At 68.7% G+C, this 22,621-nt stretch carries 21 protein-coding genes and 1 pseudogene; 14 read left to right on the top strand and 8 right to left on the bottom strand.

Annotated elements, in window-relative coordinates:
* Positions 1 to 2: 2 nt before the first annotated feature.
* Both C1706_RS09705 and C1706_RS09700 read right to left on the bottom strand, forming a co-directional pair.
* Positions 3 to 1,169, bottom strand: a complete 1,167-nt coding sequence (locus C1706_RS09705; protein ID WP_241653519.1) for an ATP-binding protein — start codon at positions 1,167 to 1,169, stop codon at positions 3 to 5.
* Entirely contained in the window at positions 1,166 to 4,267 is a 3,102-nt protein-coding gene (locus C1706_RS09700) for a DUF4132 domain-containing protein (protein WP_129459037.1), read from the bottom strand. Before C1706_RS09700 ends, C1706_RS09705 begins: the two co-directional genes overlap by 4 nt.
* 171 nt (positions 4,268 to 4,438) lie before the next feature.
* On the opposite strand from C1706_RS09700, the gene ahcY reads away from it, so the two are divergent.
* Positions 4,439 to 5,857 (top strand): adenosylhomocysteinase, encoded by a 1,419-nt coding sequence (gene ahcY, locus C1706_RS09695; protein WP_129459036.1) that lies wholly within the window; start codon positions 4,439 to 4,441, stop codon positions 5,855 to 5,857.
* Between the two features lie 15 nt (positions 5,858 to 5,872).
* Here ahcY and C1706_RS09690 read toward each other — a convergent pair whose 3' ends face one another.
* Genes C1706_RS09690 through C1706_RS09680 form a run of 3 tightly spaced genes read right to left on the bottom strand, consistent with a single transcriptional unit; the run spans position 5,873 to position 7,256 of the window.
* A complete protein-coding gene (locus C1706_RS09690) occupies positions 5,873 to 6,487 on the bottom strand; it encodes a hypothetical protein (RefSeq protein ID WP_129459035.1) in 615 nt (204 codons plus the stop codon).
* Positions 6,484 to 6,984: a SixA phosphatase family protein gene (locus C1706_RS09685; RefSeq protein ID WP_129459034.1), complete on the bottom strand. Its 501-nt coding sequence runs from the start codon at positions 6,982 to 6,984 to the stop codon at positions 6,484 to 6,486. Before C1706_RS09685 ends, C1706_RS09690 begins: the two co-directional genes overlap by 4 nt.
* The gene (locus C1706_RS09680) at positions 6,981 to 7,256 is read right to left on the bottom strand and encodes a DUF3039 domain-containing protein (protein ID WP_129459033.1); all 276 of its coding nucleotides are present in this window, start codon (positions 7,254 to 7,256) and stop codon (positions 6,981 to 6,983) included. Before C1706_RS09680 ends, C1706_RS09685 begins: the two co-directional genes overlap by 4 nt.
* A gap of 41 nt (positions 7,257 to 7,297) precedes the next feature.
* Between C1706_RS09680 and C1706_RS09675 the strand changes: the two genes are divergently transcribed.
* The 3 genes from C1706_RS09675 to malQ all read left to right on the top strand — a co-directional run bounded on the left by C1706_RS09675 (position 7,298) and on the right by malQ (position 11,480).
* Positions 7,298 to 8,644 (top strand): MFS transporter, encoded by a 1,347-nt coding sequence (locus tag C1706_RS09675; protein WP_164987508.1) that lies wholly within the window; start codon positions 7,298 to 7,300, stop codon positions 8,642 to 8,644.
* Between the two features lie 106 nt (positions 8,645 to 8,750).
* Positions 8,751 to 9,260: a MarR family winged helix-turn-helix transcriptional regulator gene (locus tag C1706_RS09670; protein WP_129459031.1), complete on the top strand. Its 510-nt coding sequence runs from the start codon at positions 8,751 to 8,753 to the stop codon at positions 9,258 to 9,260.
* Positions 9,261 to 9,332: 72 nt separating this feature from the next.
* Positions 9,333 to 11,480 carry a 4-alpha-glucanotransferase gene (gene malQ / locus C1706_RS09665; protein WP_129459030.1) on the top strand — a complete coding sequence of 716 codons (2,148 nt, stop codon included), beginning with the start codon at positions 9,333 to 9,335 and terminating at the stop codon, positions 11,478 to 11,480.
* Between the two features lie 51 nt (positions 11,481 to 11,531).
* Here malQ and C1706_RS09660 read toward each other — a convergent pair whose 3' ends face one another.
* On the bottom strand, positions 11,532 to 12,089 hold the full coding sequence (locus tag C1706_RS09660) for an isochorismatase family protein (RefSeq protein ID WP_129459029.1): 558 nt from the start codon (positions 12,087 to 12,089) through the stop codon (positions 11,532 to 11,534).
* Between the two features lie 2 nt (positions 12,090 to 12,091).
* On the bottom strand, positions 12,092 to 13,435 hold the full coding sequence (locus tag C1706_RS09655; protein WP_129459028.1) for a nicotinate phosphoribosyltransferase: 1,344 nt from the start codon (positions 13,433 to 13,435) through the stop codon (positions 12,092 to 12,094).
* Positions 13,436 to 13,556: 121 nt separating this feature from the next.
* On the opposite strand from C1706_RS09655, the gene C1706_RS09650 reads away from it, so the two are divergent.
* The 9 genes from C1706_RS09650 (at position 13,557) to C1706_RS09610 (ending at position 19,999) form a co-directional block, all read left to right on the top strand.
* The gene (locus C1706_RS09650) at positions 13,557 to 14,399 is read left to right on the top strand and encodes a hypothetical protein (protein WP_129459027.1); all 843 of its coding nucleotides are present in this window, start codon (positions 13,557 to 13,559) and stop codon (positions 14,397 to 14,399) included.
* 35 nt (positions 14,400 to 14,434) lie between these two features.
* Positions 14,435 to 14,749, top strand: a complete 315-nt coding sequence (clpS, locus tag C1706_RS09645; protein WP_129459026.1) for an ATP-dependent Clp protease adapter ClpS — start codon at positions 14,435 to 14,437, stop codon at positions 14,747 to 14,749.
* 8 nt (positions 14,750 to 14,757) lie between these two features.
* Positions 14,758 to 15,306 (top strand): DUF2017 domain-containing protein, encoded by a 549-nt coding sequence (locus C1706_RS09640; RefSeq protein ID WP_164987507.1) that lies wholly within the window; start codon positions 14,758 to 14,760, stop codon positions 15,304 to 15,306.
* A 111-nt stretch (positions 15,307 to 15,417) separates the two neighbouring features.
* Positions 15,418 to 15,654, top strand: coding sequence for a ferrous iron transport protein A (locus tag C1706_RS09635; RefSeq protein WP_206661078.1), 237 nt, complete (start codon positions 15,418 to 15,420; stop codon positions 15,652 to 15,654).
* Positions 15,651 to 17,681: a ferrous iron transport protein B gene (gene feoB / locus C1706_RS09630; RefSeq protein ID WP_206661077.1), complete on the top strand. Its 2,031-nt coding sequence runs from the start codon at positions 15,651 to 15,653 to the stop codon at positions 17,679 to 17,681. Before C1706_RS09635 ends, feoB begins: the two co-directional genes overlap by 4 nt.
* Positions 17,675 to 17,989: a FeoC-like transcriptional regulator gene (locus C1706_RS09625; protein WP_129459024.1), complete on the top strand. Its 315-nt coding sequence runs from the start codon at positions 17,675 to 17,677 to the stop codon at positions 17,987 to 17,989. The genes feoB and C1706_RS09625 overlap by 7 nt, the downstream gene beginning before the upstream one ends.
* Before the next feature lie 11 nt (positions 17,990 to 18,000).
* Complete coding sequence (gene murI / locus C1706_RS09620; protein ID WP_129459023.1) at positions 18,001 to 18,816, top strand: glutamate racemase; 816 nt, start codon at positions 18,001 to 18,003, stop codon at positions 18,814 to 18,816.
* Positions 18,813 to 19,544, top strand: coding sequence for a ribonuclease PH (gene rph / locus C1706_RS09615; protein WP_129459022.1), 732 nt, complete (start codon positions 18,813 to 18,815; stop codon positions 19,542 to 19,544). Before murI ends, rph begins: the two co-directional genes overlap by 4 nt.
* Positions 19,541 to 19,999: a DIP1984 family protein gene (locus tag C1706_RS09610; protein ID WP_129459021.1), complete on the top strand. Its 459-nt coding sequence runs from the start codon at positions 19,541 to 19,543 to the stop codon at positions 19,997 to 19,999. The genes rph and C1706_RS09610 overlap by 4 nt, the downstream gene beginning before the upstream one ends.
* 228 nt (positions 20,000 to 20,227) lie before the next feature.
* Here C1706_RS09610 and C1706_RS09605 read toward each other — a convergent pair whose 3' ends face one another.
* A complete protein-coding gene (locus C1706_RS09605) occupies positions 20,228 to 21,715 on the bottom strand; it encodes a DHA2 family efflux MFS transporter permease subunit (protein ID WP_129459020.1) in 1,488 nt (495 codons plus the stop codon).
* Between the two features lie 253 nt (positions 21,716 to 21,968).
* Here C1706_RS09605 and rdgB point away from each other — a divergent pair.
* Positions 21,969 to 22,562 (top strand): annotated as a pseudogene (gene rdgB, locus C1706_RS14375) (RdgB/HAM1 family non-canonical purine NTP pyrophosphatase); the annotation flags it as partial.
* Between the last annotated feature and the right edge of the window lie 59 nt (positions 22,563 to 22,621).

The raw sequence follows: 22,621 nt of genomic DNA, 5'->3' as shown, positions 1-22,621 counted from the left end.
GGTCACTCCAACAGGCGCTGGCGGGCCGCGTACAGCTCGCGCCAACGCGCCCCGGCGCGGCCCGAGGTACGCGAGGCGACGACACGGGAGAAGTAGCTCCGCAGGCGAGACAGATCTTCCGGTTCGTCCTTCAACGCGGTCCCCACCAGGGCCTCGATCAGATCGGTGCCGGTGGGGGCACCCCCGCTGAACCAGGCCGCACGTAGCCCGGCCGTCACCGCGACCGACACCGCTTCGGCAGTCGACATGGCCGTGGACAACTGCTCCACCGGAGTTCCATCGCCAGCGCGCCCGGTGCGCAGTTCATGGAAGGCCGTGACCAGCACATCGGTCAGATCCGCGGGCACGCGCACCGCCAACCCGGCGGCGGCCAGGGCGGCATCGGACTGCTGCTGGACCAATGCCACCTCGCGTGCGTGATCGCGGATCGGGCGGACCGTCTCGAAGTTGAACCGGCGCTTCAGCGCCGCCGACATCTCGTTGACGCCACGGTCGCGCGTGTTCGCCGTCGCGATGACGGAGAACCCCTTGCGGGCATGGAGCACGCGGTCCGGACCGGACAACTCCGGAACGGTCAGCACCCGATCAGACAGGATCGACAGCAGCGAGTCTTGGATCTCGATCGGGCAGCGGGTGATCTCCTCGAAGCGGACCACCTTGCCCTGGCTCATCCCTCGGTGCACCGGGGCCGGGACGAGCGCCTCCAGGCTGGGGCCACGATCCAACAGCAAGGCGTAGTTCCAGGAGTACTTGATGGCGTCGTCGGTGGTGGAGGCGGACCCCTGCACAGTCAACGTGGAATCACCCGAGACGGCGGCGGCGAGCAGTTCAGACAAGTAGGACTTCGCCGTCCCCGGTTCACCGATCAGCATGAGGCCTCGATGGGTGGCCAACGCCACCACACAGCGCTCCACGAAGGCCCGCTCACCCACGAACTTGGCCGTGATGCCATGCCGGGGATCCCCGATGACGAAGTCGACGACCGCCTGCGGTGACAACGCCCAACCGGTCGGAACGAGCGCGCCCGTCCGGGCGTCACGCTCAGCCAGCGCGGCCAGTTCGGCGGCGTGCAGCGTCTCCGCCGAGGGACGCTGCAGCGCCCCCGCCTCGGGGGCGGAACCCCCCGGCTCGGACACGCGAGCGGACGGGGTGCCCGGGTCTGTGCTCACGCCATCTTCTCCTCGAGTGCGGCCAGCGAGCGGCGGACTTCAGAGACGAGAACGGGCGGTGCGCTCTCCCACGGCTGCCAGTCGACGCCCCGGTCGTCGAGGTACAACAGCGACTCCACCTGCTTGAAGGGACCCAGCAGGGCCCGATCGAGTTTCTGGTCGCCGGATTCGAGAATCATGCCGGTCCACAGGCCGTCGTCGATCCCGAGCGCGACCGCCAAACCGAGGCTCTCAAAGGGCAGCCACAGGTAATGCACAACGCCGGCGTCGGCAGGGGTGCCCCGCCGCCAGCCATGACGCTCCAGCGTCGAGACCAGCGTGCCTGGGTTGAAGAGCCCGGTGGGGAGACCGGCCAAGGTGATGCCCGTCTGACCGGCAGGCAGCCCGAACACCGGGCGATCCAGTTGATCCAGCGGGGCAACCAAATCGAAATCCACCAGGTGAGCCCGCCAAGCGTCCCGCTCGGCCTCGCTGAGATTCAGTGGGTGCGCCAGCGCGAGGGTGGCGTCGTCGGGGAGGGTGACGGTGTCTTCGGCGACGTCGAGGTACTCGTGATCCTCACTCACCCGAACCAGGGCTCGGGGGTGCCCGGCCGAACTGACCTGCCACACCAAGGGCCGGATCAAGGCATTGAGCACCGGATGCTGAGCCACCAGGGTCCGGTGCTCCTCCGCCGACCAGGTGCGGCCCGTGACCAGGGCCTTCTCCAGACGCGCGGTTTGGATCTTGGACACCTCGGTGAGCTGCTTGCGCAGGACCGCGAACTCGGCCTTGGCCAGCGCTGCGGCGTCGGCGTCGTCGCGGCTGTTGGGGGCAGGCAGGGCGGTGCGCGGCTTGCCGGTGGGGCGACCGTCGGGGCCCAGATCGCGCACGACCGCCTTGCCCTGGGGCGACAACGACACCCGGAAGGAACGCGGGCCATAGGTCAGGACCCGGACGCCGTGGGCGTCGAGATCCGCATCGGGGACAACCCGATCCTCCAATTGGTCAACGGTGAGCCCCTGGAGGGCAGCGAGCTTGGCCAGGGCCTCCTGGGCGGCCTTCTGCACCCCCTTGAACTTCGACTTGTTCGCGATCCCGGAGATGGCCTGCAGTGCCGCGGTCGTCCCGGTTGCGGCCAACACCTCCAAGCCCAAGACAGCTCGTTGATGCTGCGACTGCCCAGGCCACTCGCGCACCAGGGGCGCCAGGGCAAAAGCGAGACCTTCGGCGCCCAGGTAGCCAGCGGCGACGAAGTAGGCCCGGTCGGCGGGTTTGGCGCCGCTGGTCAGGTAGGCCTGCAGCAGCGGGACGGCGAACGCGTCGCGATCCTTGCCGGTCATGTGATCGCGTACGGCGGCGACGAGGGGACGTGGGGTGCGTGTGGTCACATTGGCCCCGCGCGCGGCGGACGCGAGGACGGCGGTGGTGAGGGCTGCGTCCAACCGGGCACCCGCCACGACCAGCGGGGGTAGCGCCGAGGGCTGGGCCCACGTGGGGGTCTTGGTGGGAATCTTGAGGCCACCCTCCTCGACGGGCAACGCCTCTTCACGGGCCAGCGCCTCGCGGAACCACGCCGGTGCCGCGTCGGCGTCCAGGGTGGGCAGGGCCGCCTCGGCGGCCAACTCGGCCAGGATCGAGACCAGGGCCGGGTTGGCCGGAGCGGGACCGTACACGTCGGGGTTCTGGGCGATGGCGTCGCGGACGATCGCGGTCAGCGTGTCGCGCTGCGCAGCCGTGGGGGTGGCCGAACTGTTGGCCAACTCCTGGGGGTGTGACGCCAGCCAGGCGACGGCTTCGCTTTTCGCGCGTAGGTGCCCGGTGAGGCCGAGCATGGTGGAGACGAGCCCCGGCCCGGTCGCCGTGGCACCCAGCAGTCGTACGACGCCAGCGACGCGCGGCTTGTCCATGAACTCCTGATCCAGGCCAGCCACCACCAGCGGGATGGCCCGTCGCCCGCCGAAGATCACGGTGCCCCGCGCGGTGGCGGGGTCGTACCCCAGGTCGACGCCCTGGAGGCGACGCAGGCGCTCCTGTGGGTCGGAGATGCCGGATACGGCGGCCAGCGTCAGGCCGCTGGTGGGGGGCTGCACCGGAGCGGCGAGAGCTTCCTCGTAAGCGGCGATGATGGCCTCCTGGTTCCCGAACAGGATCGCGCTGGCGAGCAGTTGGGTGACGGTGCGCCACTCGCGGGGGCGAAGCTGAGGGGAGTAGGAGGGTTCGGGGATCGGCGGCACAACCCGGTCGTGGGGCGCGAGCCACGGGGTGACGCTGGCACGCAGCACGGGCAGGAGGTCCTCCCAGCCGTCGTGCATCAAGGAACGCCCCGGCAACAGAAAGGTCAGCACCTGACGGGGCTCCAGGAAGGCGAGCAAGCTCCCGACCAGAAGGCTGGGGGGAAGGTCATAGGCGTCCCAGGAGGCGCTCAGATCGCCGGGGCCGCTGGCGTAATCGGCGTCGGCGAAGTCGAGTCGCTCGCGCAGCGTGGGCGTGGAGTAGTGGCCCGAGTTGGATGACATGCGGCGTTTGCGGGCGAACTGCAGCCACCAGGCCGCCGCCGGTGCCGAGGGGACCCCCTCGAAGGGGAGTGAGAGGAAGACGAGGGTGTGGCGGTACTGATCCACCTCGATGGTGTTGCGCTGCAACCAGGCGCGCAGTGGGGCCGGGTCAAAGGGTTCGTCGAGGCGATTCAGGGGGAACGGTTCGCCCCGCATCAGGGCCTCTTCTAAGGCGGTGGGCGTGATCGTGAGCTCATCGGGGGTGTCCCACGGGGGAGCAGGTACTGCGATGGGCGTGTCGCCAGAGGTAGCTGGGGGCGTCGCCGTGGGGGTGGTGGACGCCTGTGGTGCCGCGTCGATGACCGGGGCCTTATGCGCGGACACGGTCGGGGTGACGGGGGTGAGGGTGCCCGTCGCGGTGCCCTCGACGTAGCCCTTGCGCACTTTGGACGCGATCAGCTTCTCCGCCTCTGCCGTTGCCTTAGCGGCGGAGTCGTACTGCGTCGTCTTGGTCTGCCCGTTGGTCCCCGTCCGGCCGTAGTTGACCGTGACGGACGCGTCGACGACGTCGATGCTCCAGAACTTGTCCGAGGTTCCCTCGACCAGGCTAAAAGTGCGCATTCCTCACCCTTCGTCGGCGTGGGCCCTGCGGGAGTGTGGCGGGGCCCGTGCAGGAGACCCTAACGGGCACCTCCGACACGGCGCGAGGGGCGTGTTCTCCGGTTGGGATGCCCGCGTCCAGCCGATACCACCACCGGTCCGGCTCGCCGCGGGCGCGGTAGGCTCCCCGACGTGGAGTACCGCGTCGCTGACCTGTCCCTCGCCGAGTTCGGCCGCAAGGAAATCACCTTGGCCGAACACGAGATGCCTGGCCTGATGGCCATGCGTCAGCGCTACGGCGCTACCAAGCCGCTGGCGGGCGCGCGCATCGCGGGCAGCCTCCACATGACGGTTCAGACTGCGGTCCTCATCGAGACGCTGATCGAGTTGGGCGCCCAGGTGCGCTGGGCCTCCTGCAACATCTTCTCCACCCAAGATCATGCGGCCGCGGCGGTCGTGGTGGGCCGTGATGGCACGCCGTCGGATCCGCAGGGCGTCCCCGTGTTCGCCTGGAAGGGGGAGTCACTGCCGGAGTACTGGTGGTGCACCGAGCAGATCCTGACGTGGCCGACCGGGCAGCAGCCGACGATGATCCTCGACGACGGCGGGGACGCGACACTGTTCGTCCACAAGGGCCTGGAGTTCTCCCGGGCCGGGCAGGTGCCGTCCGCTCAGCCCGGCGACTCTGCGGAGTACGGCGTGATCTTGGACACGTTGCGCGCCTCGACGCTGGATTTCGCAACCCTGGCGGCCAGCATCCGCGGCGTCACCGAGGAGACCACCACCGGCGTCCACCGGTTGTATGAGATGGAGCGCGACGGAGCGCTCCTCTTCCCGGCGATCAACGTCAACGATTCGGTCACCAAGTCGAAGTTCGACAACAAGTACGGCTGCCGCCACTCCCTGATCGACGGGATCAACCGCGCCACGGACGTCCTCATCGGCGGCAAGGTCGCGGTGGTGTGCGGCTACGGCGACGTGGGCAAGGGCTGCGCTGAGAGCCTGGCCGGTCAGGGCGCGCGCGTCATCGTCACCGAGATCGATCCCATCTGCGCGCTCCAGGCGGCCATGGACGGCTACCAGGTGGCCGTGCTGGACGATGTGGTGGGCAACGCCGACATCATCGTCACCGCTACCGGATGCCGCGACGTGGTGACGGCGGCGCACATGGCGTCGATGAAGCACAATGCGATCGTCGGGAACATCGGGCACTTCGACAACGAGATCGACATGGCTGGCCTGGAGGCCACCGCGGGGGTGGAACGGCACCGCATCAAGCCGCAGGTCGATCAGTGGGTCTTTCCCGACGGGCATGGTGTCATCGTGCTCAGCGAGGGCCGCCTGCTGAACCTTGGCAACGCGACCGGCCATCCGAGCTTTGTGATGAGCAACAGCTTCACCAACCAGGTGCTGGCTCAGGTGGAACTGTTCACCCAACCGGACGCCTACCCGGTCGGGGTGTATACCCTGCCCAAGCATCTGGACGAGGAGGTCGCCCGGCTGCACTTGGACGCCCTCGGTGTGCGCCTGACGACGCTCAGCGAACGCCAGGCCAGCTACCTGGGCGTCCCGGTGGAGGGCCCGTACAAGGCGGACGCGTACCGCTACTGAGCGGGTGAGGCGGGCCTAAGTGAGGTCGAGGACGTAGGAGCCGCCCTCGCGGTGGAAGCCGAGCAATTCGAGATAGTTGCGGTGCACGGTGGTGTGGGCGTTCGCGACCAGCCTGGTGAAGCCTGCCTCGGTGAACACGCTACGGCCGCGCCCAAACATCCAGCGGGCCTGGGCGCTGTCGCGATAGGCCGGGGAAACATAGTCGAGCTTGATAAGGAGTTCTTTGCCCGCAGGCTCACCGATGAGGACCCCGGCGGGCAGCCCGTCGCGGCTGATGAGCCGCACGAACGTGTCGTGAGGGTCCGGGTGGTAGTCGGGCTGGCTGTTGGCGATCTCGCCTGCATTGCCGCCCACGTAGTCCGCGAGGAAGGGCGAGTCGGGGTCGAGGGGGACTGCGACGAAGTGCGTGTCGGGGCCAAGTTCACGGCGCAGGCGGCCTACCCAGACGACGGCCAGGACCGCGGTGACGAGCGCGACAGGCCAGGCCCCGATCACGACGCCATACAGCAGGAGGCAAACCGAGCCGACGATCCACAGCCAACCCTTGCGGATCTCCGAACGCACAGCGAGCGACACCAGGACGAAAGCCGCCCCGGCATAACCGATGAGGTCGTACCAGCCGTCTGTCATCCGCGAGGCACCTCATAGGCGGCGATGGTCGTGCTCTGGGAGCCCAAGGCATCCCACGCCGTGGGCACCGACAGCACCACGATGCCGCTGGTGGGGAACCGGGAGGCGACCGCGTCCCGCGACGGCGACGGTGCTGCCACCGTCACGATGGTGTCGCTGAGCGTCGGCTCGTGACCGATCACCAGCACCCGGTGGGCCTGCTCGGGGAGTTGGTGCAAGGCAGCGATCAAGCCTGGCGTCCGTGCGTGATAGAGGGCGTCCACGGTCACGACCTGCGCCGCGCCCGCACCGCCCATCTGCAGGGTTTGCCAGGTTTGCTGGGCGCGGGCCGCGGGGGAGACCAACACCAGATCGAAGGGGAGCGGTGCGAGGATCTGACCGGCGACGACGGCGTCACGTGTTCCCCGGGGGCTCAGCGGCCGCGCCAGATCCGGATCGTTGGTCTTCCACGACGACTTCGCGTGCCGCATGAGCACCAGCGTCCGCTCCGCGGTCATGACTCCTGGCCACCGCCGTTCTTGTCCCCGGAGGAGAACGTCTCCCAGATCTCCTTGCACTCGGGGCACACGGGGAACTTCTCGGGGTTGCGGCTGGGCACCCAGACCTTGCCGCACAGGGCGACGACAGGGGTGCCCATCACCATCGCCTCGGTGAGCTTGTTCTTGGGGACGTAGTGGCTGAAACGCTCGTGATCGCCCTCGTCGAGCCGGAAGTCGGTGCGCTCATCGACGACCGTCTGCGAACCGGGAGCCGGCGTGAGTTGGGTCATGCCTTTCATCCTAAGCGCTCGCAGTGATGGAATGAATGACCATGTCCCGATCTCGCCGCACCCTGACGCTGGGGTTGCTCGTCTGCATCACGGCGGTCGCCTTCGAAGGGATGGCCGTCGTGACGGCGATGCCCGCTGCGGCCGCCGATCTGGGCGACGCCGAACTCTACGCGTGGGCCTTCTCGGCGGTGATGATCCCGCAGTTGTTCGCCATCGCCGCGACGGGACGCATCGTCGATCGCACCGGCCCGGTGCGTCCGCTGCTGATCGGCTTGTTCGTCTTCGCCGCGGGGGTAGTCGTGGCGGCGCTGGCACCCACCATGATCGTCCTGCTGGTGGGCCGGTTCGTCCAGGGGCTTGGCGGCGGTGCGGTCAACCTGTGCCTGCTGGTGGTGACGGCGCAGGGGTACGACCCTGTCGAGCGCGCCCGGATCATGACGTGGTTCTCTGCGTGCTGGATGATGCCCGCCTTCCTTGGTCCGGGGGTGGCCGCATGGGTTGCGGAGAAGTTCTCGTGGCACTGGGTGTTTTGGATGATCCTGCCCTTCGTCGCGTTGGGGTTGGTGTTCATGGCCTCGGGGCTGCGTCATCTGCCACCACGAGGGGACACCGAAGCTCCTGAGAACCCCGTGCCGCTGCTGGCCGCCGTCGAGGTGGCCGTCGGCTTGGCCCTGATTCAGGCCGCCGGTCAGGAACTGGGGTGGACCTCGCTGCTGTGGGTCGCACCTGGCGCGGCGTGCCTGATCCACGGCTGGCCCCGGCTTATGCCGCGCGACTTCCGGCTCGCCGTGTCGGGGCTGGCGGCGGTGGTGATGGTCCGGTTGATCACCGCGGGGGTGTTCTTCGGTCTGCAGTCCTTCCTGCCCCTCATGCTCACCTCCCGCGGAGTCAGCCTGCTCGTGTCCGGTGCCGTCATCACGATCGCCTCCGTGGGGTGGATGCTGGGTTCCTGGCTGCAGGCGCGGCCCTGGCTTCGGCTTTCGCGTGACCAGATCATCATCGCCGGTGCGGTGTGCGTCGCCCTGGGCGCGGCCGTGACGGCCACCTCTGCGTGGCTGCCCGCCGTGAGCCTGCCGCTGAGCCTGCTCGGGTTCACCGCGTCCGGGGTCGGGATGGGCCTCCAGACGGCCTCCACGTCGTTGGCGCTCATGCAGTTGTCGTCTGAGGAAGAGATCGGACGCAACGGGAGTTCGCTGCAAGTGGGTGAGGCCGCCGGGAACGCACTCCTGGTCGGGGCCGCGGGCACGGTGTACGCGGCTCTCACGCCGGTGGCCTCACCCACCGTGGTCTTCGGGGTGCAAATGTCGGCGTTGGCGCTCATCGCGTTGGCGGCGATCGGGGCCGCTCGCCGGATCGGATTCGTGGAGAACCACTCCCGGCTGGCCTAGTGTCCCGCCGCTGCAGGGCCACCATCCACGCGGGGTGTGGCGCGCGGGCCGACGGCGGGGCTGGTCTAGAGTTCCGCACACGATCTAGCAGAGGAAGGGGCGGCCCGTGGTCGATGAAGTCGATCGGATCCTGCAGGCCTGGGCTCACGAAGTTCCCGATCTCGACGTCAGTCCGCTCGCGGTGCTGTCGCGGGTGAACAGGCTCTCCCGGCACCTGGATCTGGCGCGCCGTGAGGCGTTCGCCGTGCACGATCTGGACCTGTGGGAGTTCGACGTGTTGGCGGCCCTGCGCCGCGAGGGTCCTCCTTACGAACTGTCGCCCGGACGCCTCATCGCCCAGACGCTGTCCACGTCGGGAACGATGACCAATCGCATCGACCGGCTGACCGAACGTGGGCTCGTCGAACGGCTTCCCGACCCGCGCGATCGGCGTGCCGTCCGGGTGCGGCTGCTTCCCGGTGGGCGCGAGCTGGTCGAGGCGGCGCTCGGCGATCTCGTGACGCGAGAAAAGGCGATCTTGGCGGGGCTCAGCGACGAGGAACGCACCCGCGTTGCGGACCTGTTGCGCCGGCTCGTCGAACCGTTCGAAGGGCCCGAGGGCGCCACCTCCTTGTGACGGCGCCGACGCGTCCGTCTCTCGCGTTGTACGCCGCCATTGCGGGGGCCGGGTTACGGCTAGGGTTTGGCTATGCCCCTGACCAATCCGGTACTTGCGCGTCTGGCCGATGCGTTCGGGATCTCCACCGAATTCTGGGACTGGAAGGGGCGCCTGACCCAGGTTGATGACGCGACAGTCGTCGGCATTCTCGCTGGCATGGGCATCGACGCTTCCACGGCCGAGGCCGCCGACGCCGCCGTCGCTGACCATGAGGTCCGCCCGTGGCGACGCGCGCTGCCCCCCTGCACGGTGGTGCGTCAGGGAACGCCAGCGGTCATCGGCGTCCATGTACCGGGCGGAACACCAGCCGCCGTCTGGATCCGTCTTGAGGAGGGCGGACGCCGCGACGCGGTACAGGTCGACAACGCAGTCCCGGATCGTGACGTTGACGGGCAGTGGACGGGGGAAGCGAGCTTCGAGATCCCAGGCGACCTACCCCTGGGGTATCACCGGGTGCACCTCGAATCGACGGCGGGCGATCTGGAAGCCACCCTCGTCGTCACCCCGGCATTCCTGGGTTTCCCCGAGCCCATGGCCGATCACCGGATCTGGGGCTACGCCACGCAGTTGTACAGCGTCCGCTCGCAGCGCTCGTGGGGGATGGGCGACCTGGCTGATCTGGCCGACCTGGCCACCTGGTCGGGAACCCAACACTTCGCCGACTACCTGCTGGTCAATCCGTTGCATGCCGCCCAGCCCGTGCCGCCGCTGGAACCATCCCCCTACCTGCCCAGCAGCCGACGCTACGTCAACCCGCTCTATATTCGCCCCGAACTGATCCCTGAGTACGCCGCGTTGTCCCAGCACAAGCGCGAACGTATTGATCGTTTGCGCGTCGACCTGCTGAAGACGGTGAGTGGCTCCGAGTTGATCCAGCGCAACCCGATCTGGGTCGCCAAGCTGGACGCGTTGCGGGTCATCTACGACGAGGGCCTCAGCGAGGTCCGCACCATGGCCAAGGAGAACTTCGTTCGCGGTGAGGGCAGGATGCTCACCCAGTTCGCGACCTGGTGCGCGGTGACGGCTGAGTTCGGCACGGACTGGCGCCACTGGCCGACGGAGTACCAGCGTCCGAGTTCACCGGAGGTTGCGGCCTTCGCGGCACGCAATGCGCGCGAGATCGACTTCTTCATCTGGCTGCAATGGGTGGCCGACAACCAGCTTCGCGAGGCGCAGTCTGCTGCCCGCGCCGCCAACATGCGCGTCGGGATCATGAACGATCTCGCGGTCGGCGTCAGCAATGCCAGCGCCGAGGCGTGGGTCCTTGGCGATGCGTTCGCCTCAGGGATCGGCGTCGGCGCTCCGCCCGATCACTACAACCAACTCGGCCAAGACTGGGGCCAGGCGCCCTGGCGTCCCGATCGCCTGGAGGAACTGTCCTATCAGCCGTTCCGGGCGATGGTGCAGGGCATTTTGCGCCATTCCGGTGGCATTCGCGTCGATCACATCATGGGGCTGTTCCGGCTGTGGTGGATCCCGGAAGGGATGCCGCCCACGCAGGGCGCCTACGTGCGCTACAACCACGACGCCATGGTCGGCATCCTCATGCTGGAGGCGCAGCGTGCGGGGGCACTGGTGGTCGGGGAAGACCTCGGCACGGTCGAACCGTGGGTGCGCGACTACCTGCGCGATCGCGGCATCCTGGGCACCTCGGTGGCCTGGTTCGAGATGACCGATGACGGGCATCCGGTTCCTCCCGAGGCGTACCGCGAGTACGCCATGGCGTCGGTGACCACCCACGATATGCCGCCGACCGCCGGATACCTGGCGTTGGACCACGTGCGCCTCCAGCACCGGCTGGGGCTGCTGACCGAGAGCATCGAAGAAGAGTGCGCGCTGGCGCAGCGCACCTTCGCGACGTGGCGCCACGCTCTGATCGAGCGAGGGTTCCTCGCCCCCGAGGACGCGGACAACATCGACGAGGAAGTCCTCGCCATGCATCGCTGGATCGTCGCGTCACCGGCCCGGGTGCTCAACGCGGCGCTCACCGACGCCGTCGGCGATCACCGCACGCAGAACCAGCCAGGCACCGTTGATGAGTACCCCAACTGGCGGGTCCCCCTGTCCGGGCCGGATGGGCGACCGATCACGCTGGAGGAGGTGTTCGCGTCGCCGCGGGCCGCGCGCCTGGCTGCGGTGATGAACGGCTTCGGGATCGAGTCGGTCGGGCGTCGCTGAGCGTCGCGATGCCCGCAGGCTCGCACAGGCTCCTGCGGGCAGGAAGGCTCGTCAGCGCACGGTGACCTGGGCGGTGGCGAGTTCCTGCCGCACCGCTGGCAGGTTCGCGGGGGCGACGGCTGCAGTCAGGCCGAGCACGACGGTGGTGGCGAACCCCTCTGCGGCCGCGTCCACGGCGGTCGCCTTGACGCAGTAGTCCGTCGCGATGCCGCACACGTCCACCTCGGTGACGCCCCGACTGCGCAGGAAGTCAGCCAGCGTGGCGTGCGTCGCCACCTCGGTGCCCTCGAAGCCTGAGTAGGCAGCCGAGAAGGCGCCCTTGTCGAACACGCCGTCGAAGGCGGGCGCGCCGAGTGCGGGGTGAAACTGTGCCCCTGGCGTCCCCGCGACGCAATGGACGGGCCAGGAGTCGCGGAAGTCGGGCGTGGGGGAGAAGTGCGCGCCCGGGTCGACGTGGTGGTCGCGGGTGGCCACCACCACGTCGTAGCCGTGATCCCCCGACAGCAGGGCCGCGATATCCGCGGCAACGCTCGCTCCGCCTGCGACGGCCAACGAACCGCCCTCGCAGAAGTCGTTTTGCACATCGACGACGATCAATGCCTTGGTCATGCTCACCCCTGTGGTGCGTACGGGTTGAAGGTCTGCTCACCCTCGGCGTCGAGCACCGTGGTGAGGATCGCGGGATATCCCTTGCTCATCTTGAACGCCTCGCTGGGGAGTTGCGCCCGCGCGGACGCATGGCGTTCCCGGGCGGCGGACAGGGGCTCGCGCCCGATGATCTCTCCACCGGAGACCAGATGCTGGAGCAGCGGTCGATCGTTGCTGTCGCCGCGCGGTGCCGCGCCGATGCCGATCACTTCGGCCTCGGCGATGCCCGAGGGGCTCACGCGTCGCAGTGCGAACTTCCGGCCCCCGATGGAGGTCTTGTTGGTTGACTTCTTCGCCACCGGCAGCAGAGGTGCCTCAGCCTGGTCGCTCTCGGCGCGCGAGACCAGTTTGTAGACGAAACCGCAGGTGGGAGCCCCCGACCCGGTGACCAGGCTGGTCCCGACCCCGTAGCCGTTGACCGGGGCCGCCCGCAGGGCCGCGATCTGGTATTCGTCCAGGTCGGAGGTGACGATGATCTTGGTGTTGACGGCGCCCAGGGAGTCCAGCAGGCGTCGGACGTCGCCGGCGAGTGTGAGGAGATCGCCCGAGTCGAGGCGGACCGCGCCGAGGCGCCCTTGCGTCAGTTCGACGCCCAAGGTGACGGCCGCAGTGACGTCGTAGGTATCCACCAGCAACGTGGTGTCGTTGCCCAACGCGGCCAGCTGTGAGCGGAAGGCGTCCTCTTCGGTGTCGTGCAGCAGGGTGAAACTGTGGGCGGCCGTCCCGGCGGTCGGGACGCCATAGAGGCGTCCGGCTTCGAGGTTGGAACTGGAGGCGAACCCAGCGATGTAGGCGGCTCGTGCGGCGGCGACGGCCGCCCACTCGTTGGTGCGGCGCGACCCCATCTCGATGCAGGGACGGTGCCCGGCCATCGCGGTCATCCGCGACGCGGCCGACGCGACCGCCGAGTCGTAGTTGTAGATCGACAGCAGGAGTGTTTCGAGGATGCAGGCCTCCGCGAAGCTGCCTTCCACGACCATGATGGGGGAACCCGGGAAGTAGAGCTCGCCGTCGGGGTAGCCCCAGATGTCCCCGCTGAAGCGGTAGTCCGCCAGCCAGGTGGCGAGGTCATCGTTGACGACGTCGTGCTCACGCAGGAAGGCGATGGTCTCTTCGTCGAAGCGGAAGTTCTCCAACGCGTCCAGGACACGGCCGGTCCCCGCGACGACGCCGTAGCGACGCCCCTCGGGGAGGCGCCGAGCGAACAGTTCGAAGACCGAACGTCGAAACGCGGTGCCCGAGCCGAGTGCCGCGCGCACCATCGTGAGTTCATAGTGATCGGTCAGCAGGGCAGTGGTCTGCAGCATGAGCGCAGTGTAGTGAGGGTGGTCCAGCCCGCGGGGGTCTGGATCCTGCGTGACACAATGGGGTGGCGGTCCCCGTAGCGAGACCACCTCCTGCACGGACGCACCCCCGGAAGGTTCCGCCATGTCATCGCGCCACATTCTCGCTGTTGTGGCTGGCTTTCTCGTGGTCGCCCTGATCGGTGTGATCGCCATCACCTGGCGTCCATGGCAGTGGTGGCATCCGGATCGCCGCTGGGGCCCCTGGATGGACAAACGCGATCAAACGTTCGTGGCCAGCGACGGAACGTCTTCGCAGTACCACGTGTTCGCCGCTGGGCTGAGCCCCGAGACGGTGACCGGGATCATCTTTCAGTTCCACGGTGACGGTGCCTACGAGTTCACCCATCCCGACAGCAGCTACTCCCTGGGCGGGCGAAACGGCATCGTCGAGGCGGGCCGTTCGCGGGGATACGTCGTCGTGGCGGTCTTGTCGCCGGATGAGCGCGGAGAGACGTGGTGGGAGAGCGGCGAGGCGAACGCGGCCTATGCCAACGAACTCGTCACCAGCCTCACCCAGGAGTACGCGCCGGGCAAGGACAACACCTGGCTGGTCGGCTACTCGGGCGGGAGCCAGTTCATCACCCAGTTCTTTCTCCCCCTGTATTCCTCGACGCTGCGGGGCGGCGACGCGATCATGTTTGGTGGCGGGGGACGCCCCGATCCCGTCGATGCCCGACCGTTCGCCGACAGCTTGCGAGCCCATTTCCCTATGTTCTGGTACACCGGCGCGGCTGACGATGGGACCCTCTCCGACGACGGCTATGACGCGTTGGGCGACGTCAATCACGGCGCGAAAGCGGGGGAGGCCTACTACCGGCAGGCGGGTTTCGTCACGGGACACTTCTACCCAGCGGGGGTGACCCACGACCTCAGCCAGCGCTTTGGTGGTGTGGTCGCCGACCAACTCGACCAGCACCCTCGCTGAAGGGATCGTGCTGGACTGCGTGCCAGAATGGCCCCATGTCCACATCACCGCAGGAGCCCGCGACCCCGGGGGGCGGGACGGCGACGGCCGAGCGTCCGGCGAGCGCGGTCGAGGCGACGGTGCCGTGGACGACGATCGTGTGGGATGACCCGGTCAATTTGATGAGCTATGTGACTCATGTGTTCGTGACCTACTTCCGGTTTCCCCGGCCGAAGGCGGAGCAGTTGATGCTGCGGGTGCACCACGAGGGCAGGGCCGCCGTCGCCACGGGGACGCGCGAGGAGATGGAGCAGCACGTCACTGCGCTGCACGCCTACGGCCTGTGGGCCACGCTGGAGCGCGCGCAGTGATCCCTTTTGTGCGCGAGGGTGACGATCTCGTCGCCACGTTCGAGGCGTTCGAGGCGGCCCTGTTGGCGTCGCTGGTGGGCCAGGTCGCTGATCTCCTGGGTGGGAGCGGGCCCGTCACGCACGAACAGGATCCGTTCGCGCAGTGGGCAGCCGAGTTCAGGGCCGGAGTCGACCTTGATCGCTCCGATCCGGTGATCGCGCGTCTGTTCCCCGACGCCTATGAGGACGCCACGGCTGCAGGCGAGCATCACCGGTTCAGCCAGGAGGCGCTGCGTCGCGGACGCATCGAGGACGCCGAGGTCGTGAGTGCCGCGCTGGTCCCGATTGGTGAGGTCGGGGGCGCCGTCGTCGTTGGGCCGGAAGCGGTGGAAGCGTGGCTCCGCGTCCTCAATGGGGTGCGGCTGGCGTTGGCCGTCCGGCTGGGCGTGGAGACGGCCAGCGACTACGACCAGTTGAGCGCGCTCCCCGCCCGTGACCCGCGTGCACAACTGGTCGATCTGTACGACTGGCTGGGGTTCGTGCAGGAGTCGCTCCTGGAGGCCCTCGCGGACGAGTGAACCGCAGATGCCGTGGGCACCGGCGTGGCTTCGCTATCATTGCGCGAGCAATATGTGCCAAAAAACGCGTACTTCTGGCAGTAGTAGGCAAGTGAGGTTAGCCTGTCCAATGTGCCTGACACGATGACTCTCGCAGGCGCCCCGATGGACGTCCCCCTCCTGCTCACCGGAGCGCACCCCGACCGCACCACCGCACGACGGCTCGCCAGCCTGGGGCTGCGGCGAGGTGCCCATGTTCGCTTGATCCAGCGGTTGGCTTCCGGTGGCCGCATCGTTTCGGTCGCTGGCGGACGGATCGCGGTCGACGCCGCTGTGCTCGCAGAACTCCCCGTGGAGGTGATGGCGTGAGCACCGATCAGGTCTCCCGCAAACTCAGCATCAACCCCAAGGCGCCCACCGTGCGCGCCGCCTGCTGCGAACCCGGCGGTGAAGGTGTCGCCGGGGCACCCATCATCGCCCTGGCCGGAGCCCCCAACGTCGGCAAGTCGACGCTGTTCAACGCCCTCACCGGCCTGCGTGCCGTCACGGGAAACTGGCCGGGCACCACGGTGGACGTCGGACGCGGCGCCTGGCGCTTCAGGGCTGGCGACAAGGTGTGCCAATGCGAGGAGTGCGATGGTGGGTGTGCGGCCAACACAGCCACCGAGTTCACTTTGATCGACCTGCCCGGGGCCTACAGTCTCGATCCGCTCAGCCCGGATGAGGAACTCACCCGCACACTCCTGCTCGAGGCGCCCGCCGCTGAGCGCCCCGACGTGACGGTCGTGGCCGTGGACGCCGCCCACCTGGCCCGCTCGCTCTACCTGGTCGCTCAGGTGCGAGAAGCCTCCAGCCGAGTCGTGGTCGCGCTCACGATGACCGACCTGGCCCGGCAGGCCGGGGTCGAAGTGGACAGCTTCGCCTTGGCGCAAGGATTGGGCTGTCCCGTTGTCGTCGTGGACCCGCGCCACCGCGTCGGCTTGGACAACCTCACCCGTGCAGTGCGCGAGGCGCTGACCCGAGCGGTGCCCGCTCCGCGGGACATGCCCGAGGCCGCCGATGACCTGGAACGGGAGGACGAGCGGTTCGCCTGGATCGCCGACGTGGTCTCCGCTGGCACCGCGCGCACCGGCGAGGAACGGGTGAGCCGTTCGGATCGCATCGACCGCGTCGTCACGCATCCCGTCGCCGGGCCCCTCATTTTCCTTGGCGTCATGTGGCTGGTCTTCCAGGTCACCACGACCGTCGCCGCCCCGTTGCAAGACTGGCTGGACACGCTCTTCACCGGGCCGATCTCCGATGCCGCCCGCGCGGGTTTCGCCGCGGTCGGTTTGGGGGAGTCGTGGGTGCAGGGCCTCGTGGTGGACGGCCTCATCGCTGGCGTGGGGATGCTGCTGACGTTCGTCCCGCTCATGGCGCTGATGTTCATCTTGTTGGCCATCTTGGAGGATTCGGGCTATATGGCCCGCGCCGCCGTCGTGACCGATCGGCTGATGCGCCGCATCGGTCTGCCCGGAAAGGCGTTCCTCCCGCTGGTCGTGGGTTTTGGCTGCAACGTGCCCGCCATCGCCGCCACGCGCATCCTGAGCGATCCGCGCCAACGCATTTTGACGTCGCTGCTCGTGCCCTTCACCTCCTGCACGGCACGGCTGACGGTCTACGTCATGGTGGGCACGGTCTTCTTCGGCAGCGGTGCGGGCACCGTGGTGTTCGTCATGTATCTGGCCTCCATCGCCGCGGTGATCGGCGTCGGGCTGGTGCTGCGCAAAACCCTGTGGCGGACGATGGGCGCCGAGCCTCTCGTCCTTGACTTGCCGCCTTACCAGGTCCCGACGGCCCGGTTGACGGCGGCCGTCGCCTGGATGCGGCTGCGGGGCTTCCTGCGCACGGCGTCGGGGATCATCGTCGTCACGGTGTGCGCGGTGTGGCTCCTGCAGTCCATCCCCACTCAGGCGGGGGAGGCCTTCGGTGAGGTGCCCGTCCAGGACTCCGCCTATGGGGTGGCCGCGCAGCGCATCGCCCCCGTGTTCGAGCCTGCGGGGTTCGGACAGTGGCAGACCGCTTCCGCCCTCGTGGTCGGGTTCGTGGCCAAGGAGGCCGTCATCAGTTCCTGGGCGCAGACCTACGCGGTGGAGGAACCGGCCGACGGTGAGGACGCGGGCGACTTCGGTACCGCGATCACGCAGGCCTTCGAGGACTCCTCCCACGGGCACCCCTTGCCTGCCGTGATGGCCTTCTTGGTGTTCTTGATGGCCTACACGCCCTGTGTCGCAACCATTGCCGCACAGAAGCGGGAGATCGGTTGGCGGTGGACCCTCTTCGGGGTCGGCATGCAGTTGGTCGTCGCCTGGACGCTCGCGGTGGCCGTCTTCCAGATCGGACAGTTGTGGTGGTAGCCAGGCCGCTTGCCGCCGTCGTGGAGGCTTTCGCTTCGGGGGCCTCCTCGCTCGCTGAGGTCGAATCGGTGACCGGGCTCGACCACGACATCGTCTCTGCCGCCGTCGACCACCTGGTCCGGGCCGGACGCATCGAGGCGAAACTGCTCACCGTGGGCTGCCCCAGCGGCGGCTGCAGCGGCTGCGCGCTGGCCGCGAGCGATGGTGCGCCCGCCTGCTCCCCCCAGGCCAGCGTCCCGGGACGCCGCGGCCTCGTGGCGCTGTCGTTGCGCCCCGTCCACCCTGTGCAGGGGCGTCCGGCTGAGTAGTCTGGGTCGGCGTGAGTGACAACGGCGCCCCGATCGGACTCTTCGATTCTGGATTCGGCGGCTTGACGGTGGCCCGGGCGGTCACCGACCAACTCCCGAACGAAGACATCGTCTACCTGGGCGACACCGCACGCGCGCCCTATGGCCCCCGGCCCTTGTCGGAGGTTCGGCAGTTCGCGCTGGAATCGCTGGACTACCTCGTCGAGCAGGATGTCAAGGCGCTGGTCATCGCGTGCAACTCCGCCTCCTCCGCCGTGTTGCGCGACGCCCGGGAACGCTACGACGTCCCGGTGATCGAGGTGATCCTTCCGGCCGCGCGTCGCGCGGCGAAAGCGACGCGCAACGGCCGGATCGGCGTCATCTGCACGCTGGCGACGGCGACCTCGGGCAGTTACGACGACGCGTTGGCTGCGGTACCCGACGTCGACGTCTTCACCTCCGCCTGCCCCCAGTTCGTGGACTACGTGGAGCGCGGGATCACCTCAGGCCCCGAGATCGTGACGCTCGCCCGGGAGTACCTGGCGCCGCTACAGGCCGCCGACGTCGACACCCTGATCCTGGGGTGCACGCACTATCCGCTCCTGACCGGCGCCCTGGGGTATGTCCTGGGCGACGACGTGACGATGGTGTCGTCGGCGGAAGAATCGGCCAAGGAAGTGTTCACCACGTTGACCGACCTGGGGTTGGTGCGCGCCGAACCGCGTCCGGTGAGCCGACGATTCCTCACCACCGGTAGTCCCGCCATGTTCGAGGGGATCGGACGTCGCCTCATGGGTGGCTTCGTGGAGGGCGTGGAGCAGGTCCTACCGGCTACTCTGCGAGCATGACTACCGCTCGCGCCGATGGGCGCGCCCCCGATCAGCTTCGCGACGTCACGATCACCCGCCGCTGGCTCGACCACGCCGAAGGATCGGTGCTGGTGGAGTTCGGCCGGACGCGGGTCCTGGTGGCGGCATCGGTCACCCCCGGGGTGCCGCGCTGGCGTAAGGGCAGCGGGCTGGGTTGGGTGACCGCCGAATACGAGATGCTGCCGCGCGCCACCCACACGCGCTCGGATCGTGAGTCCAGGCGGGGCAAGATCGGCGGGCGTACCCACGAAATCTCGCGGCTGATCGGGCGCGCGCTGCGCGCCGTCATCGACTACGAGGCGCTGGGGGAGAACACCATCGTCATCGACTGCGACGTGCTGCAAGCCGACGGGGGGACGCGCACGGCGTCTATCACGGGCGCCTATGTGGCGCTGGCCGACGCGGTCGCATGGCTGCGTGAACGTGGCCTGTTGGCCGGGGAGCCGTTGAAGGACTCGGTGGCGGCGATCAGCGTGGGCATCGTCAACGGGCAGATCATGCTCGACCTGCCCTATGAGGAGGACTCGACCGCCGAGGTCGACATGAACATCGTGTGCACCGGCGACGGGCGCCTCGTTGAGGTCCAAGGGACCGCCGAGGGGGAGCCGTTCGATCGAGATCAGTTGGCCGCCCTGGTGGATCTCGGGCAGGCCGGGTGCGCCACGTTGGCGACCCTTCAAGCTCAAGCCTTGCAGGACGAGCGATGAAGCTGGCCCAAGCCTTGGCCGAGCGGGCCGCCGTCCAGACTCGGCTGGGGGAGTTGAGCGGGCGCCTGGCGTCCTCGGCGCTCGTCCAGGAGGGTGAATCCCCCGTCGAGGACCCTGCGGGGCTCCTTGCTGAGGCTGAGCATTGCTTCGAGCGGTTGACGTGGCTGGTGTCGGCGATCAACGCCACCAATGCCGCCACGCAGTTCGAGCCGGGGGTGACGGTGACAGACGCGATCGCCCGCCGTGACACGCTCGCGCGCCGTCGCACCTTCCTGGCCGACGCCGCCTCGGCTGCCACGCCGGGGAACCGGATGGGTCGATCGGAGATCAAGTTCGTCCCGACGCTGGACGTGGCGGCGTTGCGCAAGCAGGCCGACGACGCGGCGCAGGCCTACCGGCAACTCGACGACCGCCTCCAGGGGCTGAACTGGTCGGTCGACCTCCAAGAGCCCTAGGCTTTCCTCCACCAGGTTCCGGGAAGCCGGTACCCGCGCGACAGCGAGCACCAGCCCGTCGCGGCCGAGGGTTCGTATCGGCCGCACTGTGGGCCCGATGGGCCGGGCCACCCGCAACGGGGCACGCCCAGCACAAAGCGACACGGGCACAATGCAGGACGCATCACGCATCACCGCGGTGCTGGGTCGTACGGGGAGGGTGGGTTCGGGGACTCCCCGGAGCCTGGTTCAGTGGGGTCGCTTGTCCAAGACGCTGGGGCGCTCCAGGAAGCAGGCCGCGACCAGTCCGAGGGCCAAGATGGCGATGGGGAGCCACATTGCCTGCGACATGGCTTGGGAGAACGGTGCGGCCACGAAGGCGGGCAAGCCACCATGTGGGTCGCCCAGCCCCTCGTGCCCGGCGGGCATCAAGGCGCTCAGGCGCGATTGCATGAGCGCCGCAACAGCCGCCGAGCCGATCACCGAGCCGATCTGACGCGTGGTGTTGTAGACGCCCGCACCAGCGCCAGCGAGCCGAGGCTGCAGGTTGCGCGTGGCGGTCGTGGAAAGGGGACCCCACATGCCTGCCTGCCCCACGCCCATGACGGCCGCAGGCATCAGGAACGCGAGGATGGGCGTGTCGGGGGTCATCCACAGCGACCACCACACCAGGCCCAGCAGCACCATCGCCAGGCCAGGCAGCAGGATGAAGCGCGGATCGGTGCGGTCCAGGATGCGCCCCAGGACGGGTGCGAGCACCCCCGACAAGACGGCGGTCGGCGCCGTGATCAATGCGGCCTGGGTGGGGGTGAGGCCGCGTCCCAACTGGGCGAAGAACATCAGCGGCAGCGCCATGCTGGTCACCGCACACCCGACGGCGGCGATCCCGATGTTGGCGACGGCGAAGTTGCGGTCGCGGAAGAGTTCGAGTGGTACCAGCGGCTCGTTACGAGTCCGCGCCTGATTCCACACGAAGATCACGCCGAGGACGACGCCCGCGATAATGAGCCCCCACACCGAGATGGGGCCCCAGATCTGGCCCCAGTTGTACGACTCGCCCTCCTGAAGCCCGAACACGATGAGGAACAGCGAGGCTCCCGACAACACGACCCCGGTGGTATCGAAGCGGTGGGGGTGGGTGGGGAGCGCCGGGACGAGCCGGAAGGCCAGGAACCACGCGATGATCCCCACGGGAACGTTGATGAAGAAGATCCACTCCCAGCCCAAGGCGTCCACCAAGACGCCTCCAGCGATGGGGCCGACCAGGGTCGCGACGCCAGCCGTGGCACCCCACAGCCCCATGGCCGCGCCGCGCTGGGTGGCGGGGAACGTGCGGGTGATGACGGCCATCGTCTGGGGCGTCATCATCGCGGCGCCGAGGCCCTGAAGGGCGCGGGCCGCGATGAGGAGCGGGAGCGTGCCCGACAGGCCGCACAGCAGCGAGGACACGGTGAAGACGATAAGCCCGGTGAGGTAGATGCGTTTGGGCCCGAAGCGATCGCCCAGGCGTCCGGTCAGCAACAGCGGCACCGCGTAGGCCAGCAGGTAAGCGCTGGTGACCCACACGACGTTGTCGAGGTTGGCGGTCGCCGGGTCGAGGGCTGCCTTGATGGCCGGGTTGGCTACCGACACGATCGTGGTGTCCAACAAAATCATGAAGAACCCGACCACGAGCGCCCACAGCGCGCGCCACGGGGAAACGGTCGGCTGGGCCGGATCGGTGTGTGGTGCGGTCATGTGGTCCTCTCCCCGGGGCGAACGTCAGGCCCGGAACGGGGCCGGCGCTTCGCGACTCAGAGACGATAGCTCGCGTCGGTGACATTCCCCCGGGCGGGCGTGATGTGGACGCCTGCCCGCGCCGCCCAAGCGCGCCCCGTGCGAGCCGCCCGATCCCCGCAGAGGGGGCCCGGCAGCCCCCGGCATGAGCGGGGTGTCTACTCGTGGCGGACGGCATTCGGCAGGCCGGGGCAGGCACCGTAGGGTGGGGGCCATGCAGCAGCGCGTCGTCTTGGCTACCCATAACGCGAAGAAACTGGCGGAACTGCGGCGAATCCTCCACGGGGCAGGGGTGGACGCCGAGGTGGTCGGGCTGGAGGAGATCGGCGAGTACGCCGAGCCTGCCGAGACGGAACGAACCTTCGAGGGCAACGCGCTGATCAAGGCTCGCGCCGCCGCGGAGGCGACCGGACTGCCCGCGCTGGCCGACGATTCGGGGCTCGAGGTCGATGCCCTGGGCGGCATGCCGGGGGTGCGCTCGGCTCGTTGGGCGGGCGGGCACGGCGACGACGCGGAGAACCTCGCCCTGGTGCTGCGCCAGATCGACGACGTCGACGACCCTGAGCGGACGGGCCGCTTCGTGTGCGCGGTCGCGCTGGTGATGCCCGATGGCACCGAGCACGTCGAACGGGCCACGATGGAGGGCCGGCTGGCCCGCGAGCCCCGGGGCACCAACGGTTTTGGATACGATCCGGCCTTCATTCCCGAGGGCTATGACCAAACCACCGCGGAACTGACCCCCCAGGCCAAGGACGCGATCAGCCACCGCGGCAAGGCGCTGCGCGCCACCGTCGCTCCCTTGGCTGCAGCCCTGGGGCAGACAAGCGTCGTCGGGGCGTCGGCGTCCGGTGCATGGGGGCAGGCGGC

Origin of the sequence: Propioniciclava flava (assembly GCF_004126535.1) — a bacterium.
GTDB lineage: Bacteria > Actinomycetota > Actinomycetes > Propionibacteriales > Propionibacteriaceae > Propioniciclava > Propioniciclava flava.
Note: the sequence above shows the minus strand (reverse complement) of the source record. Positions and strands in the feature narration are given on the sequence as shown.

What these genes read in the sequence shown, in the direction of transcription:
- C1706_RS09610 (WP_129459021.1), top strand. Translation starts at nt 19,541, where the DNA reads ATGAAGCTGGCCCAAGCCTTGGCCGAGCGGGCCGCCGTCCAGACTCGG.
- C1706_RS09650 (WP_129459027.1), top strand. Translation starts at nt 13,557, where the DNA reads ATGTCATCGCGCCACATTCTCGCTGTTGTGGCTGGCTTTCTCGTGGTC.
- C1706_RS09675 (WP_164987508.1), top strand. Translation starts at nt 7,298, where the DNA reads ATGTCCCGATCTCGCCGCACCCTGACGCTGGGGTTGCTCGTCTGCATC.
- C1706_RS09655 (WP_129459028.1), bottom strand. Translation starts at nt 13,435, where the DNA reads ATGCTGCAGACCACTGCCCTGCTGACCGATCACTATGAACTCACGATG.
- malQ (WP_129459030.1), top strand. Translation starts at nt 9,333, where the DNA reads ATGCCCCTGACCAATCCGGTACTTGCGCGTCTGGCCGATGCGTTCGGG.
- C1706_RS09660 (WP_129459029.1), bottom strand. Translation starts at nt 12,089, where the DNA reads ATGACCAAGGCATTGATCGTCGTCGATGTGCAAAACGACTTCTGCGAG.
- C1706_RS09680 (WP_129459033.1), bottom strand. Translation starts at nt 7,256, where the DNA reads ATGACCCAACTCACGCCGGCTCCCGGTTCGCAGACGGTCGTCGATGAG.
- C1706_RS09700 (WP_129459037.1), bottom strand. Translation starts at nt 4,267, where the DNA reads ATGCGCACTTTTAGCCTGGTCGAGGGAACCTCGGACAAGTTCTGGAGC.
- C1706_RS09685 (WP_129459034.1), bottom strand. Translation starts at nt 6,984, where the DNA reads ATGACCGCGGAGCGGACGCTGGTGCTCATGCGGCACGCGAAGTCGTCG.
- clpS (WP_129459026.1), top strand. Translation starts at nt 14,435, where the DNA reads ATGTCCACATCACCGCAGGAGCCCGCGACCCCGGGGGGCGGGACGGCG.
- C1706_RS09605 (WP_129459020.1), bottom strand. Translation starts at nt 21,715, where the DNA reads ATGACCGCACCACACACCGATCCGGCCCAGCCGACCGTTTCCCCGTGG.
- C1706_RS09690 (WP_129459035.1), bottom strand. Translation starts at nt 6,487, where the DNA reads ATGACAGACGGCTGGTACGACCTCATCGGTTATGCCGGGGCGGCTTTC.
- rph (WP_129459022.1), top strand. Translation starts at nt 18,813, where the DNA reads ATGACTACCGCTCGCGCCGATGGGCGCGCCCCCGATCAGCTTCGCGAC.